The following is a 26109-nucleotide window of genomic DNA, read 5'->3' on the forward strand; positions in this document are numbered from 1 at the left end:
TATGCGTTCACCGTTAAATTGAATGTTTTAAGTATCGGCTAATCATGCCTGATTTCTACGTAAAAATCGACACGCGTAACCATAAACAAACCATAACAAAAAGTAATGAACAAGACATTGAGTTTTTTATTAGAGATTGCTAATATCCACTTATTAGATTTTCTTATACACCAATAAATACACACATCAGGAGACCTTCACATGAAAAAAATTCTGCTTACCGCATTAATCGGCGGTCTGACTCTTAATGCACATGCATCCGAAGTAAATAGCGACCTGCAAGAAGCGCGTCAAATGGTTAAAGAATTTGGCGGACAGCTTAAACCGGCCCTCAAAGGCGCGATGAAAGCCGGCGGGCCGGTCGAAGCGGTCGCAATGTGTAACACCAAAGCGCCGGCAATTGCCAAGGCCGTCAGCGAGAAACATGACTGGAACGTCAACCGTGTCAGTCTGAAGCCGCGCGGTGCAACGGCCACGCCTGACGCCTGGGAAACGCAAACTTTGAAATGGTTCGAAGAACAGATCGCTGCCGGCGTCAGCCCGAAAACACTGGAAAAATTCGAAATCGTCAAAGCGGAAGGCAAAGAAACCATCCGTTATATGAAACCGGTTATGACTGGCGGCGTATGCCTGACCTGTCACGGTTCGGCAGAACAGATCCCTGACGGCGTCAAAGCCAAGCTAGCGCAACTGTATCCGAACGATAAGGCAACCGGCTTCAAAGAAGGCGATATTCGTGGAGCCTTCAGTTTCCAGAAAGCGGCTAACTGATTCATAGCCCCTCACCCGTCTAAAAATGCAGATTCCAGCGAGCAAATTCGCTTGAGTCTGCAATACATATGTCCTATAAATCTTATCCAGAATCATCAAACTTTCACCTGCCTCAAGTTTCCGCTTTCCCCTCCCATTAGCGTGTGATTAAATCGGTTTCATATCACTACTCAACAAGCCTCTCTTCAGGAAAAAGATCGATGGATATTGTACAAGCCAGCAATCTGGTCAAACGCTACCTGGTTGGCGAACAGCAAGTAACTGCAATCCGTAATGCCAACTTTAATATCAAACAGGGTTCCTTTGTCTCTTTTGTCGGCCCCTCAGGCAGCGGAAAAAGCACACTACTCAACATGATCGGTGGACTGGACAAGCCAAGCGACGGCAAGCTATTAATCAATAATACCGATATCAGCACCCTGAACCGCAAACAGGCGGCGAAATTCCGCGGCGAGCATATCGGCTTTATCTTTCAGGACTTCAACCTGATTCCTGTTCTGACCGTGGCCGAAAACATAGAATATCCGCTGTTGATGGTTCAGAACTGGCCGCTGGCCAAACGTCAGCAACGAGTCAAAACATTGATGGAAGCCGTCGGCATAGCAGAACAAGCCAACAAATTTCCAAGCCAACTGTCCGGCGGACAGAAGCAGCGGGTTGCCGTCGCCCGGGCACTCGCTTCCCAAGCCAAACTGGTGCTGGCCGACGAACCCACCGCCAACCTCGACCATCAGACCGCTTTCCGGATTATCGATCTGATGAAACAGATGCGCGACGATTTCGGCACCACCTTTATCTTCTCGACCCACGACAACAAAATCATGAATGCCGCCGAAAGCCTGTTTATCCTCGAAGACGGTGAAATCAGCGAGCATCGACAGACAGCAACCGAAGGAGAGCGCGCATGAAAATTCTACGCATTGCCGGACGCAACCTTTGGCGTTATCAGCGACGAACGCTCTTGACCACTCTACTGATTACGCTCGGCGTGGTTGCCATGCTACTGTTCATCAGCACTTCAGGCTCCTTTAAAAACATGATGATCGGCCAGATTACCGATTCCATGCTCGGTCACCTGCAGATTCACAAAAAAGGCTATGTCTCCTCCATCGACAGTCTGCCGCTGACGATGAATATGAAACCGAAAATGGTCAGCAAAGCCGAAGAGGCACTTGACGCCATTCCGGAAATCGAAGGCTGGTCGCCGCGCCTGAAATTCGGCGCCATGTTCAGTAACTTTAACGAAACCACCAATATCCGCCTCAACGGTGTTCTGCCTGACAGGGAAATTCAAGCCTGCCCGGACCTACCGGGACGCATCCTCGGCGAGCAACCGCAACAGCTGGTCGAACCCGGCAAAATACTGATTCCCGAATTGATCGCCAAAGGACTTAAGGTTAAAGTCGGCGACTCCATTGTGCTGGTCGCCACCAATCGCGACGGTTCGGTCAACGGCATGAATTTTCAGGTGTCCGGTATCCTTGAAGGCCTTTCCGGCCCTGGCGGTCGCGACGGCTACCTGCACCTAGACGATGCGCGTGAACTGCTCCGTCTGGAGAGCAATGAAATCAGCGAAATTGCCATACGCCTTAAATCGCCCGAACAGCAGAAAGCGGTATTGCAGAAATTGCAACAAACGCTCGGTACACTCCAGAACCAACAGGGCAAACCGGCTTTCGAAATTCACAGTTGGGAAAAGCTTTCGCCTTTCTCCAACATTGCCAATATGATTGATCTGATGACGCTGTTCATTAAGATCATGCTGGTGGCGATCGTCCTTATCAGCGTAATGAACGTGATGATTATGGCAGTTTATGAACGTGTCCGCGAAATCGGAACCCTTGCGGCAATGGGCACCCAGCCGGGAACCATCCTCAAACTGTTCATTACCGAAGGGCTATTGCTCGGTATCGCCGGCGCTTTGATCGGCGTATTGATCAGTGCGCTGGTGATTTTCGGCCTGCAACAGGCGGAACTGAGCTTCTCCTTCGGCCGCCAGAGCGGTTTGATTCTCGATCCGCAACTGGCGCTCAAAGACGTCCTTTTCGCCTCGCTAATCGTCATCGCCGCCGCCGTAATCGCCAGTTTGCAGCCGGCGTGGAAAGCATCCAAATTGAACCCGGTCGACGCTTTGCGTCAAGTTTAACCCGCACGGAGTCCTACTGATGAAATCTTTGCTCGTCCCGTTTTTCCTGCTCATAAGCAGTTTAAACTTAATTTCCGCTCAGGCGCAGGATGCAACTGCGGCTAATGCCCTGCTGCTGGAAGTCGACCAGCGCTTACAGCCGCAAAGCTACGAAATGTATCGCAAGCTGATCAATATCGAGCCGAACGGCAAGCAGAAATCCTTTGTGCTCTACACGGTCAAAAAGGGCAAGGATAAAATGCTGGCGCTGTTTCTCGACCCGGCCAGCGAGCGTGGACGTTCCAGTCTGCGTATCGGCGAGAATATGTGGCTATACATCCCCAATGTCGGCAAGCCGTTGCGTATCACCAGCCTGCAATCGGTGGTCGGCGGCGTTTTCAATAACTCCGATATCCTGCAACTTGACTACAGCGTCGAATACGACGCCACGGAAATGCTCGAAGAAGCACAGCACTACCTGCTGACACTGAAAGCGAAAAGCCGCAGCGTTGCCTATGACCAGCTGAAAATGTGGGTCGACAAGGAATACAAAACACCACTAAAAATCGAAGCCTATTCGGCCAGCGGCATGCTCATCAAAACACTGCACTACAGCAAAATCAAAGACTTCGGCAACGGCTATATCCGTCCGGCCATGCTGGAAACCGACAGTCCTCTGTACAAAGGCTACAAATCGGTCATGCTGTTCGACGGCATTCAACCGCGCGAGTTCAATGACGAGGTTTTCTCGCTGAACTATATGAACAAGGTCGGCGAGCTTAGAGAATGAGGTTTTCACTTGCACTGCTGATCGCCCTGACGGCATTCAACAGTCAGGCGGAAGACTTCAGTTTCGACCTGCAGGCTTATCAGAAGAAGCCGTATGAGTTTTTCGGTCATGCCGACCTGACCGCAACGCATCTTCAAGTTGACGAGAACGCCGCTCTTAGCCGTTTAAGCTTTCGCGATCAAACTCCCGAAGACTTGCAACGTTACTACGGAGAACTGGAACTGAACGGCCTGTACCGTTTCGATAACAGCCTAATCAGCTTCCGCGGCTTAGGAAGCTATCAGCACGATACTTTACAAACGCTGAGCAATCGCACCATTCAGGAATTGTACTGGCAGCTTCAACCGACAACCTCATGGCAGTTCGACATAGGTAAAAAAGCGGTCAAATGGGGCAAAGGCTATGCATGGAACCCGGTCGGTTTTATCGAGCGCCCTAAAAACCCCGACGACCCTGAAGTAAACCGAGAAGGTTATGTCATGCTCGGTTCGGAGTGGACACATAGCCTCAACGGCCCAATCCGTAATATCAGTGGTGGCCTGTACGCGTTACCGAGAAGTGAAGCCGTCAACAGCGACCTGACCGACAGCGATACGCTTTTAATGGCGGCCAAGCTTTCGCTGCTGATCGATATGACCGATCTCGACTTTTATCTGAGCCGTTCTTCAACCAACAAGAATGCCTTGGGCGTCAGTTTTGCCAGCAACCTTAGCAGCAACCTTGAAGTACACGGAGACTTCGCCTGGCGCGAAGCCGTTGAACGCCCTCTTCTGGTGGACAACGTCATACAAAACCAAAGGGATGCCCAATTCCAGAGTCTGATCGGCTTACGTTATCTGGACAGCCGAGAAATCACCTGGATTCTGGAATGGCTGCATCAGCCGCAAGCTTATAGCACCGATGAAATGCGCACCTTCTATCAACTGGCCTCCAGCGAAGACCTAAACGATCTGCAACTGGCGCAGCAAGCGAGAACGGCCGGTTACGGCCTCAGCAATGTCGGGCGCAACAGTTTGTACCTGCGCGCCAGCCTCAAAGACTGGTGGGACATAGTGTACCTCAACGCCGCGCTCACGCTTTTCTACAACCCGGAGGATCACAGCAGCGCCGTGACTCCGGAATGGGTTTACACCCCTTTGAAAAATCATGAATTGCGGTTCAGAGCCGGTTTTCTGCAAGGAAGTCGTTGGAGCGAATACGGTGAAAAACTGAGTGACCGTAAAATCGAATTACGCTGGCGCTGGTATTTTTAGACAGTACGGTTTTAGTGCCCGGAGCTTCTCGAAAAGAGATTAATCACCATCACACCGGCGAGAATCAAAGCGATGCCCAGCATCGCCGCCGGATCCAGTTTCTGATCGTACAGCCACCAGCCGATCACGGCAATCAGGACAATCCCCAGCCCTGCCCAGACTGCGTAGGCAATCCCGAGCGGAATCTGTTTCAGACTCAGCGAAAGGAAATAGAAGGCGATTGCATAACCGATGACAACCACTAGCGTAGGCCCTAAACGGGTAAAGCCGTCACTGGCTTTCAGTGCCGAAGTGGCAAAAACTTCCGCCACCGTCGCCAAAGCCAAAAAAAGCCAGTATTTCATAGTCAGTCCTTCTATTCCTTTATCTCTTTGAATCAGATCTCGATATCGATCGGCTTACGGCTGTGAAAAGCGGTCTCGAGCTTATCATAGAGCATCTCCAGCGTATCGCCGGTGGCATATTCGGCCACGGCAATATGCAAATCCCCCAAACGATCCTTAAGCTTATGGGCAAAGATGGTCGCAGCATCAATATCCGAGTAAGTGGCCAAAATGGCGTACCGCTGAGGACCAAGTTTGCCGAAATAATCCGACTTCCTCAAAAAGGGCAGCACTTTATGTTTAATCAGTTTGACGTCCTCGGTCTCAAACGCCAAAAGTGCAAACGGTTCCAGATGGCGTTGCGAGCGCGCCATCTCCTTTTCGACCAGCTCCTCGAATACCAGGGCATTATAAGCCTGCGTCTTACTGTCTTTCTGCAGAATTTTCTTCAATTGCTCTTTAGCTTCCTGGTCAGAATAGTGATGCCGGTCGTCCGCTTTGTCGAGTGCGAAACCGGCCGCATAATATTTCAGAAAGGGAACCAACAAGCCGGTATAGACGAACATCGAGAGCATCACTACCCCGAGAACGATCGCCATAAAAGCCTCCCGATAGATAAAATCTTCGGGCAGAGCAAAGACCATAATCACTGCCAGCCCGCCTTTCATTCCGGCCAGCGTCAATGCGCCGGACCAGCGAAAAGGATGTTTCTTCCACCAGATCAGCGGCGAAATCATCAAAAAGCGAATCAATGTCGTCAAAACAAAGACCAGCAGAATTTCCAGATGATATTTCCACAGCAGCTGCAAATCGACCACACTGGCAATAGCGACAAAAATCACCCCGTTGGCAAAGAAGCCGAGATAGTGCGCCTCTTTTCGATAGGCGCGGAAATTGACCTCGGAAGCACTTTCGCTGTTCAGAAAACCATACAACGACGAAGCATCCAACTTTTTATAGTGACCTTCCTTGTCGAACAGATATTTGAACAACAGAATGGTGACCACAACGCCCATAATCCCGGAGACCCCCTGATGCTCGCTGACCAGAAACGCCATACTGGCCATGATATACAGCGAAAGGAACTGTTCGACACTGTCGGAGAAAAACTTGAACGCATAATAGCCCATCAAGCCGACCGCCAGCCCGATCAGCACCGACTCAAACAGCATCTTGCCGAAATTCAGTGTGAACTGTGAAAAAGCGAAATCATGGCCCGATATCAACGGCAATGCGACAAAGAAGAAGATCATCATCGCAGTAATATCGTTGAACAGACTCTCTCCCTCGGCATACAGCTTGAGTTTTACCGGCAGCTTGAAATGTCCGAAAATCGAAGTCACCGAAACGACGTCGGTCGCCATTAAAGGGGCGAATAGCGCCAGCAGAACGCCGACCGCAAAATAATATTCCGGCAGCACCAGATAGGTGATGCCGATCGCCATTGCGATCGAAAGAATGACCGCAATCAGCGACAGATAGGTAATGGCCACCAGATTGTTTTTCAATTCACTGCGCGACACTCCCAGAACGTCAGGAATCAGAATAATCGGCAGCATCAGATAGACGATTTCGGGGAAAAAGTCGCCAAACGTCTGAAGATCGAAGACAAAATTGGCCAGATAGGCTAAAAAAATCGAGCTTAAGGCAAAGGGAACCCTGAAACGCTCTTCAAAAAAGCGTGCCAGCAGCACCACTGAAAGAATCAGGGTAAATAACAGCAGCATACGGACTCCCTAAGAATGCCAAATTCCCTTATCAGATAAGGGTCTTTGTTATTAAACCCGATTTTCGTTGCGAATCAATTGAGAGATATTATGAATCCGCGTCTTTTCGATCTGTTCGGCAATCTCTTTACCTTGATACCCTTGCGCGATAATCGCCTGATTATCGACTTGCGAAGCCGCTGCCAACACTTCCAGCCAGAAGGCCTTCTGCGGATAAGGCGTCTCCTCAAAACCCAAACGTCCGCGCGCATCCGCCATACAGGCGATAAGGATTTTCTCGAAGCTTTCCGCGTCTTTATAGGCGCCGCAGTTCTGCAAAACCTTATGATAGGTTTTCGGTTTCAGGTAAGGTTTAGCGTCCTTGTCCAGCCCGTTATGAATCAGACCGTGGTATTCGGTTACCTTAAGCGCAAACTGTTCGATCTTTTTCGGCACGCGATAACGTTGGCATAACGCCTTAACCAGCGGGATACCGGCCGCCTCATGACCGTGATGTTTCGGCCACAGCTCTTTTGGCGTGATCCCTTTACCGAGATCATGTACCAGGGCGGCAAAACGCACCGACAGATCACCGCTTAACCGGCACGCCGCTTCCAGCACCATCATAGTATGAATCCAGACATCCCCTTCCGGGTGATGTTTCTCCGGCTGTGTCACGCCGTGCAGCGCATTCAGTTCCGGAAAAAGCACCTCGGTGGCTCCGACAGCGTCGAGTACCTCGAAAAAACGGCTTGGCTGCGGCGAATTCAAGACCTTAACCACTTCCTGCCAGACACGCTCCGGCGTCAATTCGGCTAATTCGCCGCTGGCGGTCATGGCACTCATAAGCTCTCGAGTCTCCTCGGCCAGTTCAAAGCCGAAAGGCGCCAATTTCGCGGCAAAACGCGCCACTCTCAATACTCGCAAAGGATCTTCGCTGAAAGCCGGAGAGACATGACGCAGAACCCGCGCCTGAAGGTCCTTCTGTCCGCCGTAAGGATCGATAATCGCGCCATCCTCACTGCGAGCCATAGCATTAATCGTCAGATCGCGGCGGATCAGATCATCCTCTAACGTCACCGAAGGATCGGCAAACACCTCAAAGCCGTGATAACCGCTGCCCTGCTTACGCTCAGTACGCGCCAGTGCATATTCTTCATGCGTTTGCGGATGCAGAAAAACCGGAAAATCCTTTCCGACCTGTTCAAAGCCTTTACCAAGCATCGCCTCTGGCGTCGCTCCGACGACGACCCAGTCACGATCATAAACCTCTATCCCCAATAGCGCATCACGGACCGCGCCGCCGACCAGATAAACCTGCATCCCTAAACCCATCTAAAAACGGTGCTGAAAAATAAAAAAAGCCGTCAAGTGACGGCTTTTTATGAAATCGTTTCGTCCTGTATCAGGATCAATCACGATTCGCGTACTTACGGTAGCTATTATAGCGTTCGCGCAGATGTTTTGGCGCGGCGTAACCGGCAATCACCCACTCAATGCTGGCCGGTTCGAAACCGAAAAGCTCGGCAAACGACTGATCGGTCACCGCATCTTTCTTCAAGGTCAGCAACTGCGACTTGTTCACCGACTGGAACGGAGCCAATCCGCCCAAAGCCGCCATAATTCTGGCATTCAGATTACACATCGGGAAAACCACCGCATCTTCGATCTGCATTTTTTCGGCAACCAGGCGACCCAGTTGTTTCAAACTCATCGCTTCATTACCGGCGACTTCCAACTTGTGACCGAAGGTAGCCGGATTTTTGATCGACGCGACCATCGCTTCGGCAAAATCCCGAACCCATAGAGGCTGAACTTCGGTGCTCGAATTTGCAACCATCAGCACCGGCATGCGTTGCAGCTGTTTGACAAACGGCGCGGTCGTATCGTCATCTTCACCGATCAACAGACCGGCTTTGAAGACGGTAACCTTGGCATTTGCCACAGTATTCATATGGTTGTCCAGTTCGGCCAGCGAACCCAGCCAGCAGTGGCTGTCCTGCTCGGTGCTCGCACCGATACGCGACAAGCTCAGAACACGCTCGACTCCGGCGCTCTCCATAGCGGTTTTCAGCTTAAGCGAGACATAATCAAGATCGTCCTTTTCCACCAATTCGGTGCCGGTAGAACGATCAGCAATCAGATTAATAACGATTTTCGAGCCCTTCAACAGCGCTGCCAGCGCCTCGGCATTATCATACGAATCCAGCTGAACAAGCTTGGTTTGCGGATAAAGAGCAAACTCGCGGAAACGCTCCGGACGGCGAACCACGACCTGTGTCTGGTAGCCTGCTTTCGAAAGCTGATTCACCACCGCACGACCAACAAACCCTGTGCCGCCAAAGACGGTGACTTGATTTCCTAACATCTTTAAAATCCAATTTTATTTTTCAAATCCGCAAAGGATAATCAATCATCCGCGTGTTGGTCAAGTATTTCATGGTCTCGGCCTGCGGAAGTTTTTGGTACAATAGCCGGCTAATTAATTTAATAATTTCAGTGAAATAGGCTTTTTTATATGCAAGCAATAAAAGTTTCTGCGTACCGCAGCCCAAAAAAAGAGGAGCTTTACCTCTTTGTTCCGCATGAGGATGGACTCGAGAAACTGCCTAAAGAACTTTTAGTAATGTTCGGCGAGCCGCAGCATGTCATTGACTTTGACCTGAGCCCGGATCGCAAAATGGCGCGTGAAGATGCCGCCGAAGTTTATCAATCGGTAACCACCAAAGGCTTCTTTATGCAGATGCCCCCTACGGAAGTCGAAAAAATCAGCGACTACGCACCACCTCCGGAAAACCTGGACAATATTTATTAAAACAGCAAGGCTACGTGTATTTACAAATAGCAGGCGCTAGCTACAATAACTATTCGACGTTTTAATTCACCGAGATAAAAGGAAAACATCATGGCATTTACGCTACCGGATCTACCTTATGATTACGATGCGCTGGAAGTCTCTATCGACGCGCGTACCATGGAAATTCACCACACCAAACACCACAATACGTACATCACTAATCTGAACAACGCCATTGCAGATACCGAATATGCGGACAAGTCTCTGGAAGAACTGGTTAAGAATGCCGGATCAATTTCTCCTGCGGTGCGTAACAACGGTGGTGGTCACTGGAACCACGCTTTCTTCTGGGAAATCATGACCGGCGACAGCATGGGCACACCAAGCGGCGCTTTGGCTGACGACATCAACGCGACTTTCGGTAGCCTTGATGCGATGAAAGAAAAATTCAACACCGCCGGTGCAACCCGCTTCGGTTCAGGCTGGGCTTGGCTAACCGTTTCTGCAGACGGCAAACTGGAAATCTCTTCTACGCCAAATCAGGACAACCCGCTAATGGACGTTGCCGAAACCAAAGGGACGCCTATTCTTGGTCTTGACGTTTGGGAACACGCTTACTACCTGCGTTACCAGAACCTGCGCCCTGCATACATGCAAGCGTGGTGGGATGTCGTCAACTGGAACAAGGTTGAAGAGCTGTACACTGCCGCTAAGAAGTAATTCCAAGCGACTGCAAACACAAGCAGACAAAACCCAAAAAGCCGGATTTCACTCCGGCTTTTTTATTACTTCGAAAACGTCGGAATCCTTAATCCTGCAGATCTCTGATCCAAACTTTGTTCTCCATAAATGACGGAATCAACACTCGGTTGCGCTGGCTGTCCAGCCCCAGATCGGCTGGCGACTGCATATTCTCAAACAACGCTTTCGGTGCCTCTCCGTCCTGCCACTGCAGCACGGCCTTGGCGGTCCAGCTTGAAAAAATCACTTTCCCGGTGACATCTTCAATCAGCCCGTCCAGACGGTTGAAAGGCATTTTTTCGCTGCGCAACAGCTTTCCTTTAAGATCGAAGTGGTGCACCTCCCCGCTACCGATGGTCACCATCAACAATTCGTCATTCTTTTCCAAAATACCGTTCGGACGCCCCAGATCCATATCCTTGACCAGAGTCGTCAACTCGCCTTGCGGGCTGATATGGTAAATGGCATCCTTACCGTTCGGCTTAAAGCCTTCCTTGACACCGCTGTCGGTCACCCAGACACCGCCTTGCGAGGCCGGCGTTACACCATTCAGAAAGCTGGCGTCCGGTACCGGGATTTCCAGCAACGGCTTACCTTCCGGCAAAGAGAAAATACGCACCCGGTCGATATCGGCCACATACAGACGGTTACCGATCGCCACCATCCCTTTTGGCGCATTCAAAACCACACCATGCTTTCCGCCTTCAACCCATTTCAACTGCTCTACTTCCCCCTGAGGATTCAGCAAGGAAATAAAGCCGTTATTATCCTTGCCGAACGGACTGCCGTTAATATTGGCAACATAATAACGATCCGTCTTAACCGAATACTCGACAGACTCCGGCGTCGCGAAACCGACATTTTCAACGGTCATATCGGCATTCGCCGTCAGCGAAAAACAGCCACAAAGCAAGCCAAGCCATAATCGTTTCATAAGATGTTCTCTCCAAAATAATCCTGAAAATCGTGCCATTCCAATCATACGATTTTTTACGCAAATCTGGATAGCTATTTTCACCTGTCATTCGGCCGAATCAACTGCATGAGCAGCATACTGCAAGCATCCCCGCTATAATAAAATTCGATCGGCCGACTCTGAACGCCCCCGGCCTCTGCACAGAGAGCGGTACAACCGGAAAACACAGCAGCACAACGTTTTATTTTGAGCATTCAACAAAGGCGAAAACCTTGCTACCACCAGAGATATTGATTCCTTTCATTGTCGCTTCGGCCCTGCTCAGCATCGCGCCCGGCCCCGATAATTTGTATGTCCTGACCCAATCGGCGCTTTCCGGGGCGAAAAACGGCTTAATCATTACCCTTGGACTGTGTACAGGACTGATTGTACATACCACACTGGTTGCCGTCGGCGTGGCGGCGTTGATACAAGCGTCCCCGGCCGCTTTTACGGTATTAAAAGTTATCGGTGCGCTCTACCTTCTCTATCTCGCCTGGCAGATTTTATCCTCTCCGGCCGCAAGACTTTCCGGCAGCAAAACGCAGTCGCTAACGCCGTTTCAACTGTACCGTCGCGGCATATTAATGAACATTTCCAACCCGAAAATTCTGGTCTTTTTTCTGGCCTTCCTGCCGCAGTTCGCTTTGCCGCAAAACGGGCCGCTTATGCCGCAACTCTTTCTGCTCGGCGCGCTCTTTATTGTGGTCGGATTTAGCATTTTCAGCGCCATTGCATTCTTATCCGGAAGACTGGGAGACTGGCTCAAACACTCCCCCAGAGCGCAGCTCTATTTGCACCGCATCGCCGGCGCGGTATTTATCGCTCTGGCGATTAATCTTCTCGCCGCGCAGGTATAGCCTTTTCAGGCACCTGCATCAGCAAAGTGCTTTGCCATTGAATTTGCAATAAAATGCCACTAACCCAACACTTTAATCAGGAGAGAGACAAATGGTCAGCTTAACAACCCCGGTCTGTGAATTCGGCAAAGACGCCATCGACTTTAATCTGCCCGGCGTAGACGGTCAGAACTGGACGCTGGAAAAAGCCAAAGGAGAAAACGGTCTGCTGGTGATGTTTATCTGCAGAACCATACCAACCCCTTTCTAAAAAGGGTACTTTATAAAAGCACTTAATTCGTTTCACCACATTTTTGTAAAGATACAAATTTTTTAATTATTCCTGTACAAAACTCCACCATCAACATACAAATTGTTAAGAAAGTTAACCCCATTAATTGTTTTCATCTTTCCACTTAATTGAACATCCCATAGATGGAACTTGTTCTAATGGCCCTTTACCGGTTTCAGCGACTTCCTTCATGGCTTGAAACAAATCTCTTCTAGAGCCTTCTGGCGCAGCGTCTTTTCGTGAAGCATCGAAACGACCACGATACTGAAGCTTTAAATACTTATTGTATCCAAAAAAATCGGGAGTGCAGACGGCACCATAATCTTTGGCGACTCCTTGTGATTTATCCATAACGTATGGAAAAGAAAAATTCATTTCCTCAGAAACTCTCTTCATATTTTCGTCCGAATCTTCCTCATAAAGAGTTTGGTCATTTGACATTATTGCAATGGTGTTAACCCCAAAATCCTCTTTTAATATTCTGGCATCCTCAACCAGTCTTGGAAGGATCGCTTTTATGTACGGACAGTGATTGCACATGAAAACCACCAAAAGGCCATTTTCGCCTTTGGCTTTCTCAAGCGTCCAAACCTGGCCATCTACGTCAGAAAGATTGAAATCGATGGCCGGCTGGTCGAAGTCGCAAACCGGCGTGGTCAAACTAACCATAACGCATCCCCTTTACTTGTTTTCTAAACAAGTCCAACTAAAGGCATAGATCGCCTCAAATTACTTATAAAAAACAGAAACAATCTATTTATGTTTTTGCTATTTAATGACACATTCCCAATAAAAAAATCACAAACTCATGTAAGAATAATACTCAATAGCTCTTTAGCCTTCTGACTTCCAACCTTCTCAACAAGACGCTTTGACAAAAGATTAATCTCATCACCTTCCTTGCTTACCATTTCACTTCTTTCGATTTCCTTTTCTCCCTTAATAAGAACCGGTTCTTCCCCTGTAATAATGAAATGAATGTTAGGATGCTCCCCTTTATTATTTGTCAGACTTCCAAACAACTGAAGTTTATCTGGACCGATAAACCCCTTCCTATTCCTGACTTTCGTTAATGTTGATTGATTTTTATACCCCAACTCATCTGCCAACCGTTTCATCGACAGACCGAGATAATTTTCTGAAACATCTAAAAAGCGATCACAAATATTTATTAATGCATTTTTATCTATCTGATTTCTCATAACTAAATATGATTTTATAAAAGAATTGACTGGATTATACACCGTAAAATATGATAAAATCATATAAAATAAGGAAATTAGTAGTAGAACCTATGAAAAAATCAAAACTTGGTCAGTTTTATACCCCTGACAACATAAGTAAACTCATGGCCAAACTGATTACGTCACCTTCAACCAAAGAGCCTTTGAATATTATTGACATGGCTTGTGGGACTGGATCTCTACTAACACCGTTACAAAAAATTCTGCCGAACAGTAACTTCGAAGCTTGTGACATTGATAGCGAAAACATCGAATATTTGAATAAAAAGCATCCCAATTGGGATAAAAAGAATATAAACGCACTTTCACAAGAATTTAAAAAAGAGTTCTATGACATAGCTGTAGGCAATCCTCCGTTTATTAAAACGAAAACAACATCACATATAGCCAATTTAATTGAACGGAACTATGAATCCACTTCATTAAAAAACAGCAGTACTGTTCGTGCAGAAATTGTCTTTATTGCCAAATATATTGAATCAACAAAAATTGGTGGAATGGTTTCATTGATCATTCCTGAATCAATAGTTTCGAATGAAAAAATGAAATTCGTAAGAACCTTTATTTTTAAAAATCTCAGCAACATAAGACTATATGAGATTTCTTCTAGGTACTTTGATTCAGCAGAAGTTAAAACATATTTGATTTCAGGAAGGAAAACGGTTAATCCTGATCATAATATTTCCATAGGACACGTCACAGCTAATGGCGACATTATTGACGACAGGGAAATTTCCAAAAAGTTTTGTATTGAAAGGGCAGATATCAAATACCTATCACACCTTGAACAAATTAAAGAAATGAGAGCTAAATATCTCTCTCTAGGAGATCTTACATCCTCCATAAACCGAGGAAATAAAACAAAAAATCAACTTGAAAAAGAAAACACCGTTTTCTTTCATACATCTTCATTTAAAGAATTCACATCATCGAATATTGAATTAGAAGGGAATCTAGACTTAATAAAAAAATACAGCCCCAAACATGTCGCTCAAAAAAGCGATATTTTAATTCCTCGCATAGGGCGTAAGTGTCATCAACATCAAGTATTCATATCGGAAGGCAATGCCGTTGTTACTGACTCTGTATTTAGATTAAATGTACCCGAGAGCCTGGCTTTAAAAGTTTTTGATGCGCTTCAAACTGAAGAAAACCAATTCTGGAGAGACCTTCATTCAAAAGGAAGCTGTACAAAATTACTTACTACACAGGACATATTCAATATGCCACTAGTAGGCCTAACTCGTTAAACTATACAGATACACATTCCCAACTCCTGATGACCTATGAGAAGATTTATTTGGGAAATCATACTGTAACGATATTTGCAATATCCCTGAAAAATCACCTGCTAACATTTTTTCATTTTGCTCCAATAGCTTTTCAACAGCATAAACTGACGCTCCAATGGAGCTAGGCTTAGTTCCATATGCAGCTATTTGAAGCACGTCATTGTCTTCAATAACAGGCTCAATCCTATCTGCTAGAAACACATATGTAGATAATGGGGAATATGCAGAAATGAACTCCGCCTCTCCGCAGACACTCTCTTCAAGAAACTGAGCATGTTGAAAAATTGAATGATTTTCCCATCCTGACTGAAAAGGGGGCACAGCAAATGCAATCAACAAATTTTTAATAGTAGCATTTTCATCATCATTCAAAACCCTACCAACCCTACTTCCTTCGAAGCCGACAAAAGCCACTAAACTAACTTTGCTGCCGTGAGAGCCTAACATAGGGGTAAAGCCAGGAACCGGCATGGATTTCTTAAAGGAATCACTTAATTGAAAGTCATGAGTATTTATAGAAGGAGAGAAGCCTTTACCATAAGAATCAGGAGATAAATATAAAAAATCAATTGCATCAACTTTGCCATAAAGTTGTTTCAAAATAAAAGTAAGTTCAACAAAATCAATTGTTGTGCACTCTATCAAAACACTCTTTCCCGCGACCTCACTTATTAAATTAAAAGCTTGATCCAAGGTATAGATCTTGCCATTAACTTGCATTTTGAAACTCTGACTATCATAAAAAACATAAAAAATTTTCTTTTTAGAAAAGCCTTTTAATATGTATTTATTTACCAATTCAGAACGGTCATCTAAGTCTACACAGCTACCAATAAATATACTGTCATACCCATCTCTAAACTCGATTTGATCTATTGAGCTGGTCTTTTGATCACACAAAAACTTCATCAGTTAACTTCCTAAAACTCAATTACACTTTGATGAAGAATCGACTCAACCCCTTCATTTTCTGCATTTTTCCATCGAGCCAGGTAGTGCTTATACACGCTTTCAAAGTCTTCCTCACTTCCGAGAAAAAGAGCCTTAACTTCTCCCTCATTAAACTCTACCTTTCGTATTTTTCTATAACTAATACCATAAAAAGGAGCGAAAATAGGGTTTAGCACATAATCTTTATCTGCAATATCATCCGACTTACTTTTCGTTTTGTTTTCCTCAAAAAGAACATTCCAAACCTTTGCACTTCTTATTAATTCTTGAAGTTCAGAAGACAGACAAGAGCCCGAAGATATGTTAATTGAAAAATGATTGATTTCAGGCTCACTCTGCGAATATCTTTTCGCAGCGACTGAAAATATCATTCCTAGCCTAGCAACAAATGTACGCAGGCTTTCTCCATGTTCACCAAGGCTTGGAACGACCTCAATTAAGTTCTTCTCACTTACTTTTCTAGCAGCCTGCGCTTGGATAGGAATCGGAATTGAACTAAAGCCGTCGGGCATTTCAGCCAATGATTCAATTAAAGCCTCATGACAAAGCTCTTGAAAATGCCTCATATTTTTTCTAGAAAGTGTGCAAAATCGTTCAAACCCAGCATACAAAGGAGTTGTTCGCTTCGGGAACGATTTATAAATCATAAAAATCACTCCGAATATATTATTTTCAATCCACCCCTTAAACTTGTTATCTTCTTTCCTGCCATCAGCCCATTGCAGAAGCTCACTCAACACCTGTTTGGGATCTTGGTTTTTTCTATTTAGGATCGCTGCGGTTACAATCGAAGCTTCAGGCTGACTATCAATAACAAAATCCTCTGGCTTAATATTGCTATTCGCATTCTTTAAACCCACTTTTATTATATTTAAGAGTTTATTTCTTAAAGTCTTATCACTCAAAATCTCTTCAGCCACTTCACCCGAACTCATAGAAGGGAAAATTGCAGATGCTATATCTACAAATTTTTGCACTCTATAGTCATCTAATCTCAAACTTAACTGTTTTTCCTCAGTAAGAATTTCGGGATTGTCATAATCTGGGTCTGCCTCAATTGCTCCAACCTGCCTAAGCCTATAAACAACAAATTCAGCAGCCATTAACTTAAACTCTTCAGCAGTGGTTTCAGTATCCAAATCTATAGTTTTAAAATCATGAGTTTCGCTTATCTTTTCAGTCGCACTCGTATCTCGAGACACCTCAGCATATTTCTTCATAGCAAAACTAAATCGTAGTCGAGGCCTGCTGTGCTTGATAAAATCATTTATTAAAGCTTGTTGAACTTTGGCCAAATTCTCATACTCGTCGACGTAAACCATATAAGACATATCCGATAGTTCATCAATATGCTCTACTATCCCGTCTATAAGAGTAGGGATTAGTGGAAATGGAGATAAGAACTTTGGTTGCTCAACAACATTAAAATTATTCAACCAAAAGGATAATTGAAACTTTTGCTTGTTACAGAAGTCCTTTAAATCAGAGATCTTTTCTATAGGTTGCTCAAAACACTCTTTTAAAATAGAGTCTATTTTAATTTTTAGTAAATCTCTTCCACCTAAATCAAGTTTTGATTTTTGGATACTTTTGATTGAATGGTAAATTTCCTCAAGCAAAATTAAGGTCAAATAGTGCAAAAAAGCCATCTTCCACTGCGGTCCGAGCCAACTATCTGAAATCAGGGAACATAGCTGTGTATCTGGCCTCCAATAAACACCAATATTTTTAACCGACTCTATACTTACATCACTTCTCTTTGGCGAAAACACCGTTGCATGACAAAGAGACTTCAAAAACATCGTCTTGCCAGTCCCTCTGGCGCCAACTATTCTCCATGACTGATTGATATTTAGAAAATTATAGTTTTTTACAAAAGGAGGAATTGCAAACACGCCATAAACATCATCTGGATAATATTCAGCTCTATTCTTTGTAAATGCATCTTTAATATTGTCTTTCATCGCTTATCGCCTAAAGATAGGTTTCCATTTTGCTTCATCCTCATCATAATAAAAAATTGGCAGACTGTTATTGGGAACAGAAGCATTCGAGAAAAAGCACGTCAGAGCTTGTTTTTTAAACCCTAAAGGACCGCTTAATTTTATCCCCCTACTTATGAAAATATTTTTATAAAACTCTAATGCATCTGACACTGAATTTATTCCATCCCTGAATAAACCGTTTTTTGAATAGAAAAAGCTATGCTCATCACTTAACACTTCTACAGGAGAGACATAAACTGAGGGAAATTTGCTAATTTTTGCTAGAGCCTTTGTATGACCAACTAATGGACAGTAAATAATCAATTTTTCACTATATATTTCACATAGCCTTTGTCCTTTTTTCCCATACACTTTATTCAAACACGCTGAAAACTGAGTCCCGGTACCGGTTATATCATCGATAAATACGAGTACATCTATTTGGTCAACGATTTCGGCAGCTTTAGCTAAACTAATTATGTGTGATTTGTGTATTCGAAGACTCTTTTTAAAATTTCGTATAAATAAATCTCCACTAGCTCCAGGAGAGTCTTTTTCAACCGTGACAAACTTTATTGAATAAGGTTCTTTTATCTTTAACTTCTCATGGTAATCATCTAATAGACTTACGTATCCTTTGTATTTTAGAATCCTAGGAATAGTTTGATAAAAAATTTCAAAGAAACTGGAATTTATCATCTTATCGCTTCGAAAAATCAATGCATCCAATAGGTGTGCGGCAAAATACTTCTCTTCATCAGTATTAAAGTTTCTTAACCAAGTATCGAAAGCAAGCTTGTCAATTTCACCCCAAACTTTCTTTGAAATTAGAATTTGCACCTTTCGAACAGTTTGTTCGAAAAAATGATATCCACTCTCCGGTATATGAAATGCCACAACCTTACCTTTTTCAACTTACATATATTCTTAAGAAATAATAAATATCATAACATGTGTAAAACTTAACCTTTTGGTGGATGAGGATCATTACCATGACTATCTTTCCGTGCAATCTTTCCGTCTTTGTTATGAATAACCAATTCAGTTTCTTGGTTGCGACTAATTTCTCGCGCCCGAGCCTCTGCGTCCCTCTTGTTATCAAAATGACCGGAAGACCTCTCTGAACCAGATTGACGAATATCCCAACCACCTCGTTCTTTATTGGGAACTACATGAGTGCATTTCTTAGTCACAACAATCTCCATAGAATTAACATTTCAAAATTGAGTTATCTAACAAGGATCATAATCTATTAAATTTTTCAAAAACACCGCCTATGACACTCTCACCCCTAATCTTCGCCCTGTAGAGTATGAAACCGACTTATAGGGAAATTACTTGGGGTTTATTCACTACCTGATAACGTTCATTTAAAACCGAGCTATTTAAAGCTAAGGAAACACAGATTAAGTCTCCAATCATCGTAGCTATGCGATAATTTGGCCAGTTTTTGAACTCAGGTACTCATAATGACTCAACTCAGCTTTTCAGACAGTGAGCTCACTCACAAAAAAACGCCAGACACGCAAAGAGAAGTTTCTTGGTCGAATGGAAAAGCTGATGCCGCGGAAACGGTTTGAAGCAATTATTGAGCCGTATTATCCAAAAGCTGGCAATGGCCGCAGACCTTATCCGCTTTCAACCATGTTACGAATTCATTGCATGCAAAACTGGTATAACCTTGCTGATGAAGCGATGGAGGATGCGCTCTATGAGATGTCTTCAATGCGTCAGTTTGCAGGTTTAAATCAGTCTGTGCCTGACAGCTGTACCATTATGAATTTCCGACACCTACTAGAAAAACACCATCTCTCACGAAAAATCTTTGAGGAAGTGAACCAGTGGTTAACGGATGCCAATGAGTTTTTGCGCGAAGGCACCTTGATTGATGCCACCATTATCGACGCCCCGAGTTCAACCAAAAACAAAACGGGCTCACGAGACCCCGAGATGCATCAGACCAGGAAAGGCAATCAATACTACTTCGTTATGAAAGCGCATATTGGCGTGGATGCCAGATGCGGTATTGTGCATTCGTTTAGCACCACAGCAACGAATGAACATGACTTAAACCAAGGCACACGTTATTGCATGGGAATGAATCGGTGGTGTTTGCGGATGCAGGATATTTTGGGGCACAGAAACGAGAAGAACTCAAAGATCATGACGTTGATTGGTTTATTTCGCAACGCCCAAGCAAAACTGCTGCACTGAAGAAACATCCTCGAAAAAACAAAGTCGCGTTGAACATTGAATACGGCATATCGAGTCTTCGTGCAAAGGTCGAGCATCCGTTTCAAGTGATCAAACGACAGTTTGGTTTTACCAAAACCCGTTATCGTGGATTGGCGAAAAATGATAACAAGCTTTCAATGTTATTTTCGCTCGCTAACGTGTTCAAGATTGACCAGCTGATTCGACGAAATGCAGGGTAGGTGTGTCTAAAACCACCTGAATTCCCTGTTTTCAGTGAAATTCAAGTGGTAAATGGCAGAATAATGACCGGAATTCAGTCAATTTTAGAATTTCAGCTCAAGCAATCGAGGAAACAGGACTTATTTGGCGTTTCCATAAACAAGACACTGTTAATTTCTTTCATGTTCTGACCAAGAAAGGGGGTAAGAGCGAGAATAATCGCTCTTTACTACTTAACACTCCCTTATCCCCCTCATAAATCACACTTGTGCGACAATTTGTCACAGGCAATTTTGCCCGTCTCCCGGTACAATTCCGCCATCTGATTAAACTTACCGAAAAAAGACGATGAAAAAAAAGTTACTCGCTTCCCTAATTCCTTCTTTAATGGCGACTTCGGCCTTTGCTGCGCAGGATCTGCCGGCAATCACCGTTGTTGAATCCTCAGAAAATTCTGAAATCAACCTGAGCAATATTTCCAAAGAAGCCATTCAATCCGGCACCTCTTCGTCCAGTGATCTGACCGGCATCTTGAGCGAATCGCCAAGCGTCTCCGTCAATCAGGCCGGCGGTATCTCCGGATTTCCGGTCATCCGCGGTATTGCCGACAACCGCCTGAACGTTCAGCTGGACGGTATGCAGCTTGTCGCTTCCTGCCCGAATCATATGAACACGCCTCTGTCTTATGTCTCTCCGACACAGGCGGAATCAATTGAAATCTACCCGGGCATCACTCCAGCCAGCGTCGGCGGCGACAGCATCGGCGGAAGTATTCTGGTCAAAACTGAAGATCCGGTATTTGCTCCGGCCGGCGAACAGATCACCCAGGGTGAATATGGCGGTTATTTGCGCAGCAATGGACAGGCAAAAGGCGCCAACCTGACTGTAACCACCGCCAGCGACAAACTGAATCTGACCTACAAAGGCTCTTACGCGGAGTCGGGCAACTACGATGCGGCGAGTGATTTCAAAACTTTCACCACCACTACCAACCCGGCGGCCGGCACCCTTTTCACATCCGGCACCGAAGGTTCAACGACCGATAAAGACGAAGTGGCCGGAACCGCCTACAAGGTCATGAACCACAAGTTCAGCGCGGCCTATAAAGGCGATGACAGCCTGTTGACCGCCAGTGTTACCAAACAAAACACGCCTTACGAGCAGTATCCTAACCAGCGAATGGATATGACGGCCAACGACAGCACCAAGCTCAATGTCTCTTTCGACAAATCACTAAACTGGGGTGAAGTTCATCTGCAAGCCTATAACGAACAGGTCGATCATGAAATGGCGTTTATGGATTATAAAATCCAGACCCAGATGCCGATGGTGACGGAAAGCACGACTAACGGTTTTAAACTGTCTGCCGACCTGCCTTTAAGCGCGAGCAGCGACCTGGTCGTCGGTACTGAAATCCAGCAGTTCGCTCTGGATGATTACTGGGATCCGAACCCGGCTTCAGCAGGGATGAGTCCGAACACTTTCTGGAACATTAACGACGGAACCCGTGACCGCTACGCGCTTTTTGCGGATTGGGAAAAGCAGCTTAACAGCGCATGGAAAACCCGTCTGGGCGCTCGCTTTGAGCAGGTACTAAGCGATGCCGGTGACGTTCAGGGGTATCATGACAGCGATACCTTCACCAAACCGAACAACCAGGTTGTGACCACCAATGAACTTACGGAATCCGAAGCCTTTAATGCCTCTGACCGTTCCAAAACCGATAACAACCTGAACCTGACAGCTCTGGCCAGCTATCAGCACAGCGATACCTTTGATCTGGATTTCGGTCTGGCGCGTCAGGTGCGTTCGCCTAATCTGTATGAACGTTACACCTGGTCAACCTGGACCATGGCGGCGGTCATGAACAACTTCGTCGGTGACGGCAACGGTTATGTCGGTGACATCAACCTGAAACCGGAAGTCGCCTATACCGTCAGCGCCAATCTGGACTGGCATGCAGCAGACCGTAGCTGGAGCCTGCAGGCTATGCCGTATTTCTCCTATGTTGAGGATTATATCGATGCACTGGCGCTTACCGGCTTCGACGGCTTTAACGTTCTGCAATACACCAACCAGACGGCGCGCATTTACGGTATCGACATCGCCGCAAACACCCATCTTGGCAAAAATGCATACGGTGACTGGAATGCGAAAGCGAAAGTCAATTACGCGCGCGGCGAAAATCTGGATACCAACGACAACCTGTACAACATTATGCCGTTGAATGCGACGGTGACACTGATGCAGAAAATCAACCGCTGGAGCAATGCACTTGAAGTGGTTATGGTAGAAGCCAAAGACAGTGTTTCCGACGTCCGCAATGAACTGGATACCGCCGCTTATACGCTGGTAAACCTGAAACTGAGTTATGCGGTTAAACGTTTCCGCTTCGATATTGGTGTCGATAACCTGTTCGACAAGGCCTACGATCTGCCGACCGGCGGCGCCTATACGGGTGAAGGTAAAACCATGTCAATCAGCGGTGTTCCACTGTTAGCCGTACCGGGTGCAGGACGCAGCCTGTATCTTGGCTTCAACGCTAAATTCTAAAGCGGGTTTCGAATGAAACCTCAGAGGAAATAACAGCACCAACAAAAAAACGGCACTTCATGTGCCGTTTTTTGTTTTCGCTGGGGCGAAATGCTTCGCCGACCCGATCTACTTTAAATTCATTAACGGCAGCAAATTCTGCAGGCATGCGGCAAAAAGCGGTTGGGCATTGGTCATCGCATCCACTTCATGCATCGGCGTATTGACGATACTGAACAGCGAGGTAAAAGCCTCCAGCTCACTGACCCCGAGACTGCCGCAGATTCCGATACAAGGAATACCACGCTCCTTTGCCATTTCGGCAATTCGCATCGGCAGCTTGCCATAAGCGGTCTGCTCATCGATCCGACCCTCGCCGGTAATGACCCAATCAATCGCCTGACCATCCACGGCTTCCATCGCTCTATCGATCTGCAAACTCTGTCGCAAGACTTCAAAGCCCGGTTCGATTTTGGCATCAAGAAGCCCGATAAAGCCGGCAGCCATACCGCCGGCTGCGCCCGCACCCGGAAGATCGCGAACATCTCTGCCGGTCTTTTGCAGAATGACATTCGCCCAGTTTTCCAACCCCTTTTCCAGAATATCGAACTGCTGCGGCTGCAAGCCTTTTTGCGGGCCGAACACGGCCGTCGCGCCATGATCACCTAAAAGCGGATTGGTGACATCGCAGGCCAATACCCATTCAATCTCCAAAAGATGCGGCGGAATGTCGCCGATTTCGGCAATCTGCCCGAGCCCTTGCCCGCCGAGCATCACTTCCTTGCCCTTGGCGTCAAAGGTAGAGATTCCCAAAGCGCTTAAGGCCGCGGCGCCTCCATCGTTGGTCGCAGAGCCTCCCAGACCGAGAATAATCCGCTTCGCTCCCTGTTGAATGGCCGCTGAAATCAATTGCCCCGTACCGAGACTGTGTGTCTGTAAGGGGTTACGCTCTTCCTGACGAATTTTCGGCAGACCGCTTGCCTGCGCCATCTCGATAATCGCGGTGTGCGTTTCCTGTTGCCAACCATAGGCTGCTTTGATTTTACGCCCCAGAGGATTGCTGACCCACAGCGTTTCACGACTTGCCAGACCGGCAGTCACATAGGCATCGACAAACCCTTCTCCGCCATCGGAGAGCGGCAGACTGATCACTTCGGTCTGCGGTGCGTAAGCTTCAATTACCTGCGAGGCAATCTGACAGAATTGCGTGGCGCTCAGAGAGCCTTTAAAACTGTCCGGCGCCAGTAGAATTCGACTCATGTATCCTGTAACTCCCGTTGTTTAGCTGGTTGAGAGTGCCCAAAGCGCACTTTCTCCGTCTATCTGTTCCGGCATCAACCATAACGACTGATAAGGTTGCAGAACAAACTTGTCGCTCTGCGACTCGACCATCGTCGCATCCAGAAGATTGACCCAGACCGGATGGTCGTTAAAACCGTCAATCTGCGACAGATCGAGCATCTGTATATCCGGTGTCAGGTTATGAATGGCCAGTATCGGGAATTTTACGTCATCTCCGGCGCGCCACAAGGCAAAAAACTCTTTGCCGAGATCCAGAATCTGTTGCGGCGTATTCGGATCAAAGGCTTTATGTTTTTTACGCAAGGTCAGCAAACGCGTCAGACGTTTGATCACTTCGGCATTCGAACTGCGCCCGCTGTCGATTAGAGCCTGCAAATAAGGGTATTCCCATTTTCGACGGTTAATCGAGCGCGTTCTTCCCGTTTTTTCGACCCCTTCATGGTCGTTCGGCGTCGCCACCAGTGAATGGATATAAAACGCCGGAACCCCTTGCAGACACATCATGATATTCTGCGAACAGATGAAGCGCTCCACCTGCCACTGATCGGGGCCGTTACTGTTATGCGTCTCGCGCAAAGCGCTGAAATAGGTGATATTGATCTCGTACGGGCTCTGGCTGCCGTCCGGATTACTCTTCATCGAAACGAAGCCGCCGAGACGGTGCATATTAGTGACCAGATCCTCAACTTCTCGTTGCGGCAGGATGCCCTCTACCGGACGCAGACCGATCCCGTCGTGCGATGCGGTGAAATTCAAAAAGGTACAGCCTTGCGGAGGCGGCTCAAGATTGAACGCCCAATCGGTCAGATAATTTCCGTCGCCACGGTGCAACGCATGCAAAATCAGCGGCGCCAGACTGAATTGATAGACCATATGCGCCTCGTCCGACTCCCCGAAATAGGACAGGTTTTCAAGATGCGGTACATTGGTTTCGGTCAGAATAATCGCATCCGGCGCAACCATCTCGACCAGATCGCGCATCAGCTTGACCGCCTCGTGAGTCTGCGGCAGATGGATACAGTTGGTGCCGATCTGCTTCCACAGAAAAGCGATCGCATCCAGACGAATAATTCGCGCACCCTTACTGACATAAAACAGCAGAACCGAAAGCATTCGCAGCAACACCAACGGATTGGCAAAGTTCAGATCGATCTGGTCGGCACTGAAAGTCGCCCAGACCTTTTTGCGTCCGCGATGGGTATAGGCGGGAACCAGAAGCGGGGTATTTCGCGGCCGCGTTACCTGCGACAGATCCGGCTCGCCTTCAACTTCGATAAAGAAATCGGTATAGGGTGAATTATTGGCTTTGTAATCGGTAAACCACAGACTTTCGCGCGAAACATGGTTGATCACCAGATCGAACATCAAATTATATTGCTGACTGATTTCGTCGACATGCTCCCAGTCGCCCAGATCGGGATCAACCATACAGTAATCGATGACCGAAAAACCGTCATCGGAGCTGTACGGAAAAAACGGTAGTATATGCACACTACTGATCGCGCCCTTAACATGCTCGGACAAAAAGCGCTGCAAAGTGGTCAGAGGCATCTCGCCTTCCTGCAAGAAGGTATCACCGTAGGTGATCAGTACCGCATCGGTCTGGTCCCATTTCGCTTCTTTGTGCGGAGTTCTTTTGGCCTGTTTGGCCAGCAGCTCGATAATGCCTTTATAAGCAATCTCGACCTTGACAGAGTCTTGATAAATCGCGTCCAGACGCTTTTTGATCCGATCCAGACCGGAATCTGCGCTGAGGTCTCGAGGTTCGGTCATGGGCCCACCTTTTCCTTTTTGTG

General features: G+C 46.6%; 23 protein-coding genes and 2 pseudogenes. 12 read left to right on the forward strand and 13 right to left on the reverse strand.

Annotated features, from left to right (window positions below; genetic code table 11):
• Positions 1-201: 201 nt before the first annotated feature.
• The 5 genes from HQN79_RS10875 (at position 202) to HQN79_RS10895 (ending at position 4939) form a co-directional block, all read left to right on the forward strand.
• On the forward strand, positions 202-771 hold the full coding sequence (locus tag HQN79_RS10875) for a Tll0287-like domain-containing protein (RefSeq protein ID WP_173286439.1): 570 nt from the start codon (positions 202-204) through the stop codon (positions 769-771).
• Between the two features lie 200 nt (positions 772-971).
• The gene (locus HQN79_RS10880) at positions 972-1679 is read left to right on the forward strand and encodes an ABC transporter ATP-binding protein (protein ID WP_173286441.1); all 708 of its coding nucleotides are present in this window, start codon (positions 972-974) and stop codon (positions 1677-1679) included.
• Positions 1676-2917, forward strand: a complete 1242-nt coding sequence (locus tag HQN79_RS10885) for an ABC transporter permease (protein ID WP_173286443.1) — start codon at positions 1676-1678, stop codon at positions 2915-2917. The genes HQN79_RS10880 and HQN79_RS10885 overlap by 4 nt, the downstream gene beginning before the upstream one ends.
• A gap of 19 nt (positions 2918-2936) precedes the next feature.
• The gene (locus tag HQN79_RS10890) at positions 2937-3686 is read left to right on the forward strand and encodes an outer membrane lipoprotein-sorting protein (RefSeq protein WP_173286444.1); all 750 of its coding nucleotides are present in this window, start codon (positions 2937-2939) and stop codon (positions 3684-3686) included.
• Positions 3683-4939 (forward strand): hypothetical protein, encoded by a 1257-nt coding sequence (locus HQN79_RS10895; protein ID WP_173286446.1) that lies wholly within the window; start codon positions 3683-3685, stop codon positions 4937-4939. Before HQN79_RS10890 ends, HQN79_RS10895 begins: the two co-directional genes overlap by 4 nt.
• An 11-nt stretch (positions 4940-4950) precedes the next feature.
• Here HQN79_RS10895 and HQN79_RS10900 read toward each other — a convergent pair whose 3' ends face one another.
• The 4 genes from HQN79_RS10900 to HQN79_RS10915 all read right to left on the reverse strand — a co-directional run bounded on the left by HQN79_RS10900 (position 4951) and on the right by HQN79_RS10915 (position 9336).
• A complete protein-coding gene (locus HQN79_RS10900) occupies positions 4951-5283 on the reverse strand; it encodes a DMT family transporter (protein WP_173286448.1) in 333 nt (110 codons plus the stop codon).
• A gap of 32 nt (positions 5284-5315) precedes the next feature.
• Positions 5316-6989, reverse strand: a complete 1674-nt coding sequence (locus HQN79_RS10905; protein WP_173286450.1) for a cation:proton antiporter domain-containing protein — start codon at positions 6987-6989, stop codon at positions 5316-5318.
• Positions 6990-7040: 51 nt separating this feature from the next.
• Complete coding sequence (locus HQN79_RS10910; RefSeq protein WP_173286452.1) at positions 7041-8291, reverse strand: multifunctional CCA addition/repair protein; 1251 nt, start codon at positions 8289-8291, stop codon at positions 7041-7043.
• An 88-nt stretch (positions 8292-8379) separates the two neighbouring features.
• Positions 8380-9336: an NAD(P)H-binding protein gene (locus tag HQN79_RS10915; protein WP_173286454.1), complete on the reverse strand. Its 957-nt coding sequence runs from the start codon at positions 9334-9336 to the stop codon at positions 8380-8382.
• A gap of 150 nt (positions 9337-9486) precedes the next feature.
• Between HQN79_RS10915 and HQN79_RS10920 the strand changes: the two genes are divergently transcribed.
• A complete protein-coding gene (locus tag HQN79_RS10920; protein WP_173286456.1) occupies positions 9487-9783 on the forward strand; it encodes a YcgL domain-containing protein in 297 nt (98 codons plus the stop codon).
• 90 nt (positions 9784-9873) lie between these two features.
• On the forward strand, positions 9874-10485 hold the full coding sequence (locus HQN79_RS10925) for a superoxide dismutase (RefSeq protein ID WP_173286458.1): 612 nt from the start codon (positions 9874-9876) through the stop codon (positions 10483-10485).
• 88 nt (positions 10486-10573) lie between these two features.
• Here the strand turns inward: HQN79_RS10925 and HQN79_RS10930 are convergent, their stop codons facing one another.
• Positions 10574-11440 carry an SMP-30/gluconolactonase/LRE family protein gene (locus HQN79_RS10930; protein ID WP_173286460.1) on the reverse strand — a complete coding sequence of 289 codons (867 nt, stop codon included), beginning with the start codon at positions 11438-11440 and terminating at the stop codon, positions 10574-10576.
• Positions 11441-11694: 254 nt separating this feature from the next.
• Here HQN79_RS10930 and HQN79_RS10935 point away from each other — a divergent pair, with 254 nt between their 5' ends.
• Positions 11695-12321, forward strand: a complete 627-nt coding sequence (locus tag HQN79_RS10935) for a LysE family translocator (protein WP_173286462.1) — start codon at positions 11695-11697, stop codon at positions 12319-12321.
• Positions 12322-12412: 91 nt separating this feature from the next.
• Positions 12413-12559, forward strand: a pseudogene (locus HQN79_RS10940) (thioredoxin family protein); the annotation flags it as partial.
• Positions 12560-12694: 135 nt separating this feature from the next.
• On the opposite strand, the gene HQN79_RS10945 reads toward HQN79_RS10940, so the two are convergent.
• Both HQN79_RS10945 and HQN79_RS10950 read right to left on the reverse strand, forming a co-directional pair.
• Positions 12695-13261: a thioredoxin family protein gene (locus HQN79_RS10945; RefSeq protein ID WP_173286464.1), complete on the reverse strand. Its 567-nt coding sequence runs from the start codon at positions 13259-13261 to the stop codon at positions 12695-12697.
• A 137-nt stretch (positions 13262-13398) separates the two neighbouring features.
• Complete coding sequence (locus HQN79_RS10950) at positions 13399-13794, reverse strand: hypothetical protein (RefSeq protein ID WP_173286465.1); 396 nt, start codon at positions 13792-13794, stop codon at positions 13399-13401.
• Positions 13795-13886: 92 nt separating this feature from the next.
• Between HQN79_RS10950 and HQN79_RS10955 the strand changes: the two genes are divergently transcribed.
• Positions 13887-15086 (forward strand): N-6 DNA methylase, encoded by a 1200-nt coding sequence (locus tag HQN79_RS10955; protein WP_173286468.1) that lies wholly within the window; start codon positions 13887-13889, stop codon positions 15084-15086.
• Here the strand turns inward: HQN79_RS10955 and HQN79_RS10960 are convergent.
• The 4 genes from HQN79_RS10960 to HQN79_RS10975 form a co-directional block, all read right to left on the reverse strand.
• Positions 15075-16037, reverse strand: a complete 963-nt coding sequence (locus HQN79_RS10960; protein ID WP_173286470.1) for a hypothetical protein — start codon at positions 16035-16037, stop codon at positions 15075-15077. The genes HQN79_RS10955 and HQN79_RS10960 overlap by 12 nt on opposite strands.
• Before the next feature lie 11 nt (positions 16038-16048).
• Positions 16049-18043, reverse strand: a complete 1995-nt coding sequence (locus HQN79_RS10965) for an ORC-CDC6 family AAA ATPase (RefSeq protein WP_173286472.1) — start codon at positions 18041-18043, stop codon at positions 16049-16051.
• 3 nt (positions 18044-18046) lie between these two features.
• Positions 18047-18961: a phosphoribosyltransferase-like protein gene (locus HQN79_RS10970; RefSeq protein WP_173286474.1), complete on the reverse strand. Its 915-nt coding sequence runs from the start codon at positions 18959-18961 to the stop codon at positions 18047-18049.
• 65 nt (positions 18962-19026) lie between these two features.
• Positions 19027-19257 (reverse strand): DUF2188 domain-containing protein, encoded by a 231-nt coding sequence (locus HQN79_RS10975; protein WP_238843369.1) that lies wholly within the window; start codon positions 19255-19257, stop codon positions 19027-19029.
• A gap of 276 nt (positions 19258-19533) precedes the next feature.
• Here HQN79_RS10975 and HQN79_RS10980 point away from each other — a divergent pair.
• Both HQN79_RS10980 and HQN79_RS10985 read left to right on the forward strand, forming a co-directional pair.
• Positions 19534-20499: pseudogene (locus HQN79_RS10980) on the forward strand (IS5 family transposase).
• Positions 20500-20827: 328 nt separating this feature from the next.
• The gene (locus tag HQN79_RS10985; RefSeq protein WP_173286478.1) at positions 20828-23032 is read left to right on the forward strand and encodes a TonB-dependent receptor; all 2205 of its coding nucleotides are present in this window, start codon (positions 20828-20830) and stop codon (positions 23030-23032) included.
• Positions 23033-23140: 108 nt separating this feature from the next.
• Here HQN79_RS10985 and HQN79_RS10990 read toward each other — a convergent pair whose 3' ends face one another.
• Together HQN79_RS10990 and HQN79_RS10995 are read right to left on the reverse strand one after the other, a co-directional pair.
• Entirely contained in the window at positions 23141-24271 is a 1131-nt protein-coding gene (locus tag HQN79_RS10990) for a glycerate kinase (RefSeq protein ID WP_173286479.1), read from the reverse strand.
• Between the two features lie 21 nt (positions 24272-24292).
• Positions 24293-26086, reverse strand: coding sequence for a sugar phosphorylase (locus tag HQN79_RS10995; protein WP_173286498.1), 1794 nt, complete (start codon positions 26084-26086; stop codon positions 24293-24295).
• Between the last annotated feature and the right edge of the window lie 23 nt (positions 26087-26109).

Source organism: Thiomicrorhabdus xiamenensis (genome assembly GCF_013282625.1).
Taxonomy (GTDB): domain Bacteria; phylum Pseudomonadota; class Gammaproteobacteria; order Thiomicrospirales; family Thiomicrospiraceae; genus Thiomicrorhabdus; species Thiomicrorhabdus xiamenensis.

Bases quoted from the DNA above. Each gene is read 5' to 3' on its own strand.
- HQN79_RS10920 (WP_173286456.1), top strand. From the start codon at position 9,487: ATGCAAGCAATAAAAGTTTCTGCGTACCGCAGCCCAAAAAAAGAGGAG.
- HQN79_RS10890 (WP_173286444.1), top strand. From the start codon at position 2,937: ATGAAATCTTTGCTCGTCCCGTTTTTCCTGCTCATAAGCAGTTTAAAC.
- HQN79_RS10965 (WP_173286472.1), bottom strand. From the start codon at position 18,043: ATGAAAGACAATATTAAAGATGCATTTACAAAGAATAGAGCTGAATAT.
- HQN79_RS10910 (WP_173286452.1), bottom strand. From the start codon at position 8,291: ATGCAGGTTTATCTGGTCGGCGGCGCGGTCCGTGATGCGCTATTGGGG.
- HQN79_RS10930 (WP_173286460.1), bottom strand. From the start codon at position 11,440: ATGAAACGATTATGGCTTGGCTTGCTTTGTGGCTGTTTTTCGCTGACG.
- HQN79_RS10945 (WP_173286464.1), bottom strand. From the start codon at position 13,261: ATGGTTAGTTTGACCACGCCGGTTTGCGACTTCGACCAGCCGGCCATC.
- HQN79_RS10900 (WP_173286448.1), bottom strand. From the start codon at position 5,283: ATGAAATACTGGCTTTTTTTGGCTTTGGCGACGGTGGCGGAAGTTTTT.
- HQN79_RS10995 (WP_173286498.1), bottom strand. From the start codon at position 26,086: ATGACCGAACCTCGAGACCTCAGCGCAGATTCCGGTCTGGATCGGATC.
- HQN79_RS10895 (WP_173286446.1), top strand. From the start codon at position 3,683: ATGAGGTTTTCACTTGCACTGCTGATCGCCCTGACGGCATTCAACAGT.
- HQN79_RS10925 (WP_173286458.1), top strand. From the start codon at position 9,874: ATGGCATTTACGCTACCGGATCTACCTTATGATTACGATGCGCTGGAA.
- HQN79_RS10990 (WP_173286479.1), bottom strand. From the start codon at position 24,271: ATGAGTCGAATTCTACTGGCGCCGGACAGTTTTAAAGGCTCTCTGAGC.
- HQN79_RS10905 (WP_173286450.1), bottom strand. From the start codon at position 6,989: ATGCTGCTGTTATTTACCCTGATTCTTTCAGTGGTGCTGCTGGCACGC.
- HQN79_RS10960 (WP_173286470.1), bottom strand. From the start codon at position 16,037: ATGAAGTTTTTGTGTGATCAAAAGACCAGCTCAATAGATCAAATCGAG.
- HQN79_RS10875 (WP_173286439.1), top strand. From the start codon at position 202: ATGAAAAAAATTCTGCTTACCGCATTAATCGGCGGTCTGACTCTTAAT.
- HQN79_RS10880 (WP_173286441.1), top strand. From the start codon at position 972: ATGGATATTGTACAAGCCAGCAATCTGGTCAAACGCTACCTGGTTGGC.
- HQN79_RS10985 (WP_173286478.1), top strand. From the start codon at position 20,828: ATGAAAAAAAAGTTACTCGCTTCCCTAATTCCTTCTTTAATGGCGACT.
- HQN79_RS10955 (WP_173286468.1), top strand. From the start codon at position 13,887: ATGAAAAAATCAAAACTTGGTCAGTTTTATACCCCTGACAACATAAGT.
- HQN79_RS10915 (WP_173286454.1), bottom strand. From the start codon at position 9,336: ATGTTAGGAAATCAAGTCACCGTCTTTGGCGGCACAGGGTTTGTTGGT.
- HQN79_RS10885 (WP_173286443.1), top strand. From the start codon at position 1,676: ATGAAAATTCTACGCATTGCCGGACGCAACCTTTGGCGTTATCAGCGA.
- HQN79_RS10950 (WP_173286465.1), bottom strand. From the start codon at position 13,794: ATGAGAAATCAGATAGATAAAAATGCATTAATAAATATTTGTGATCGC.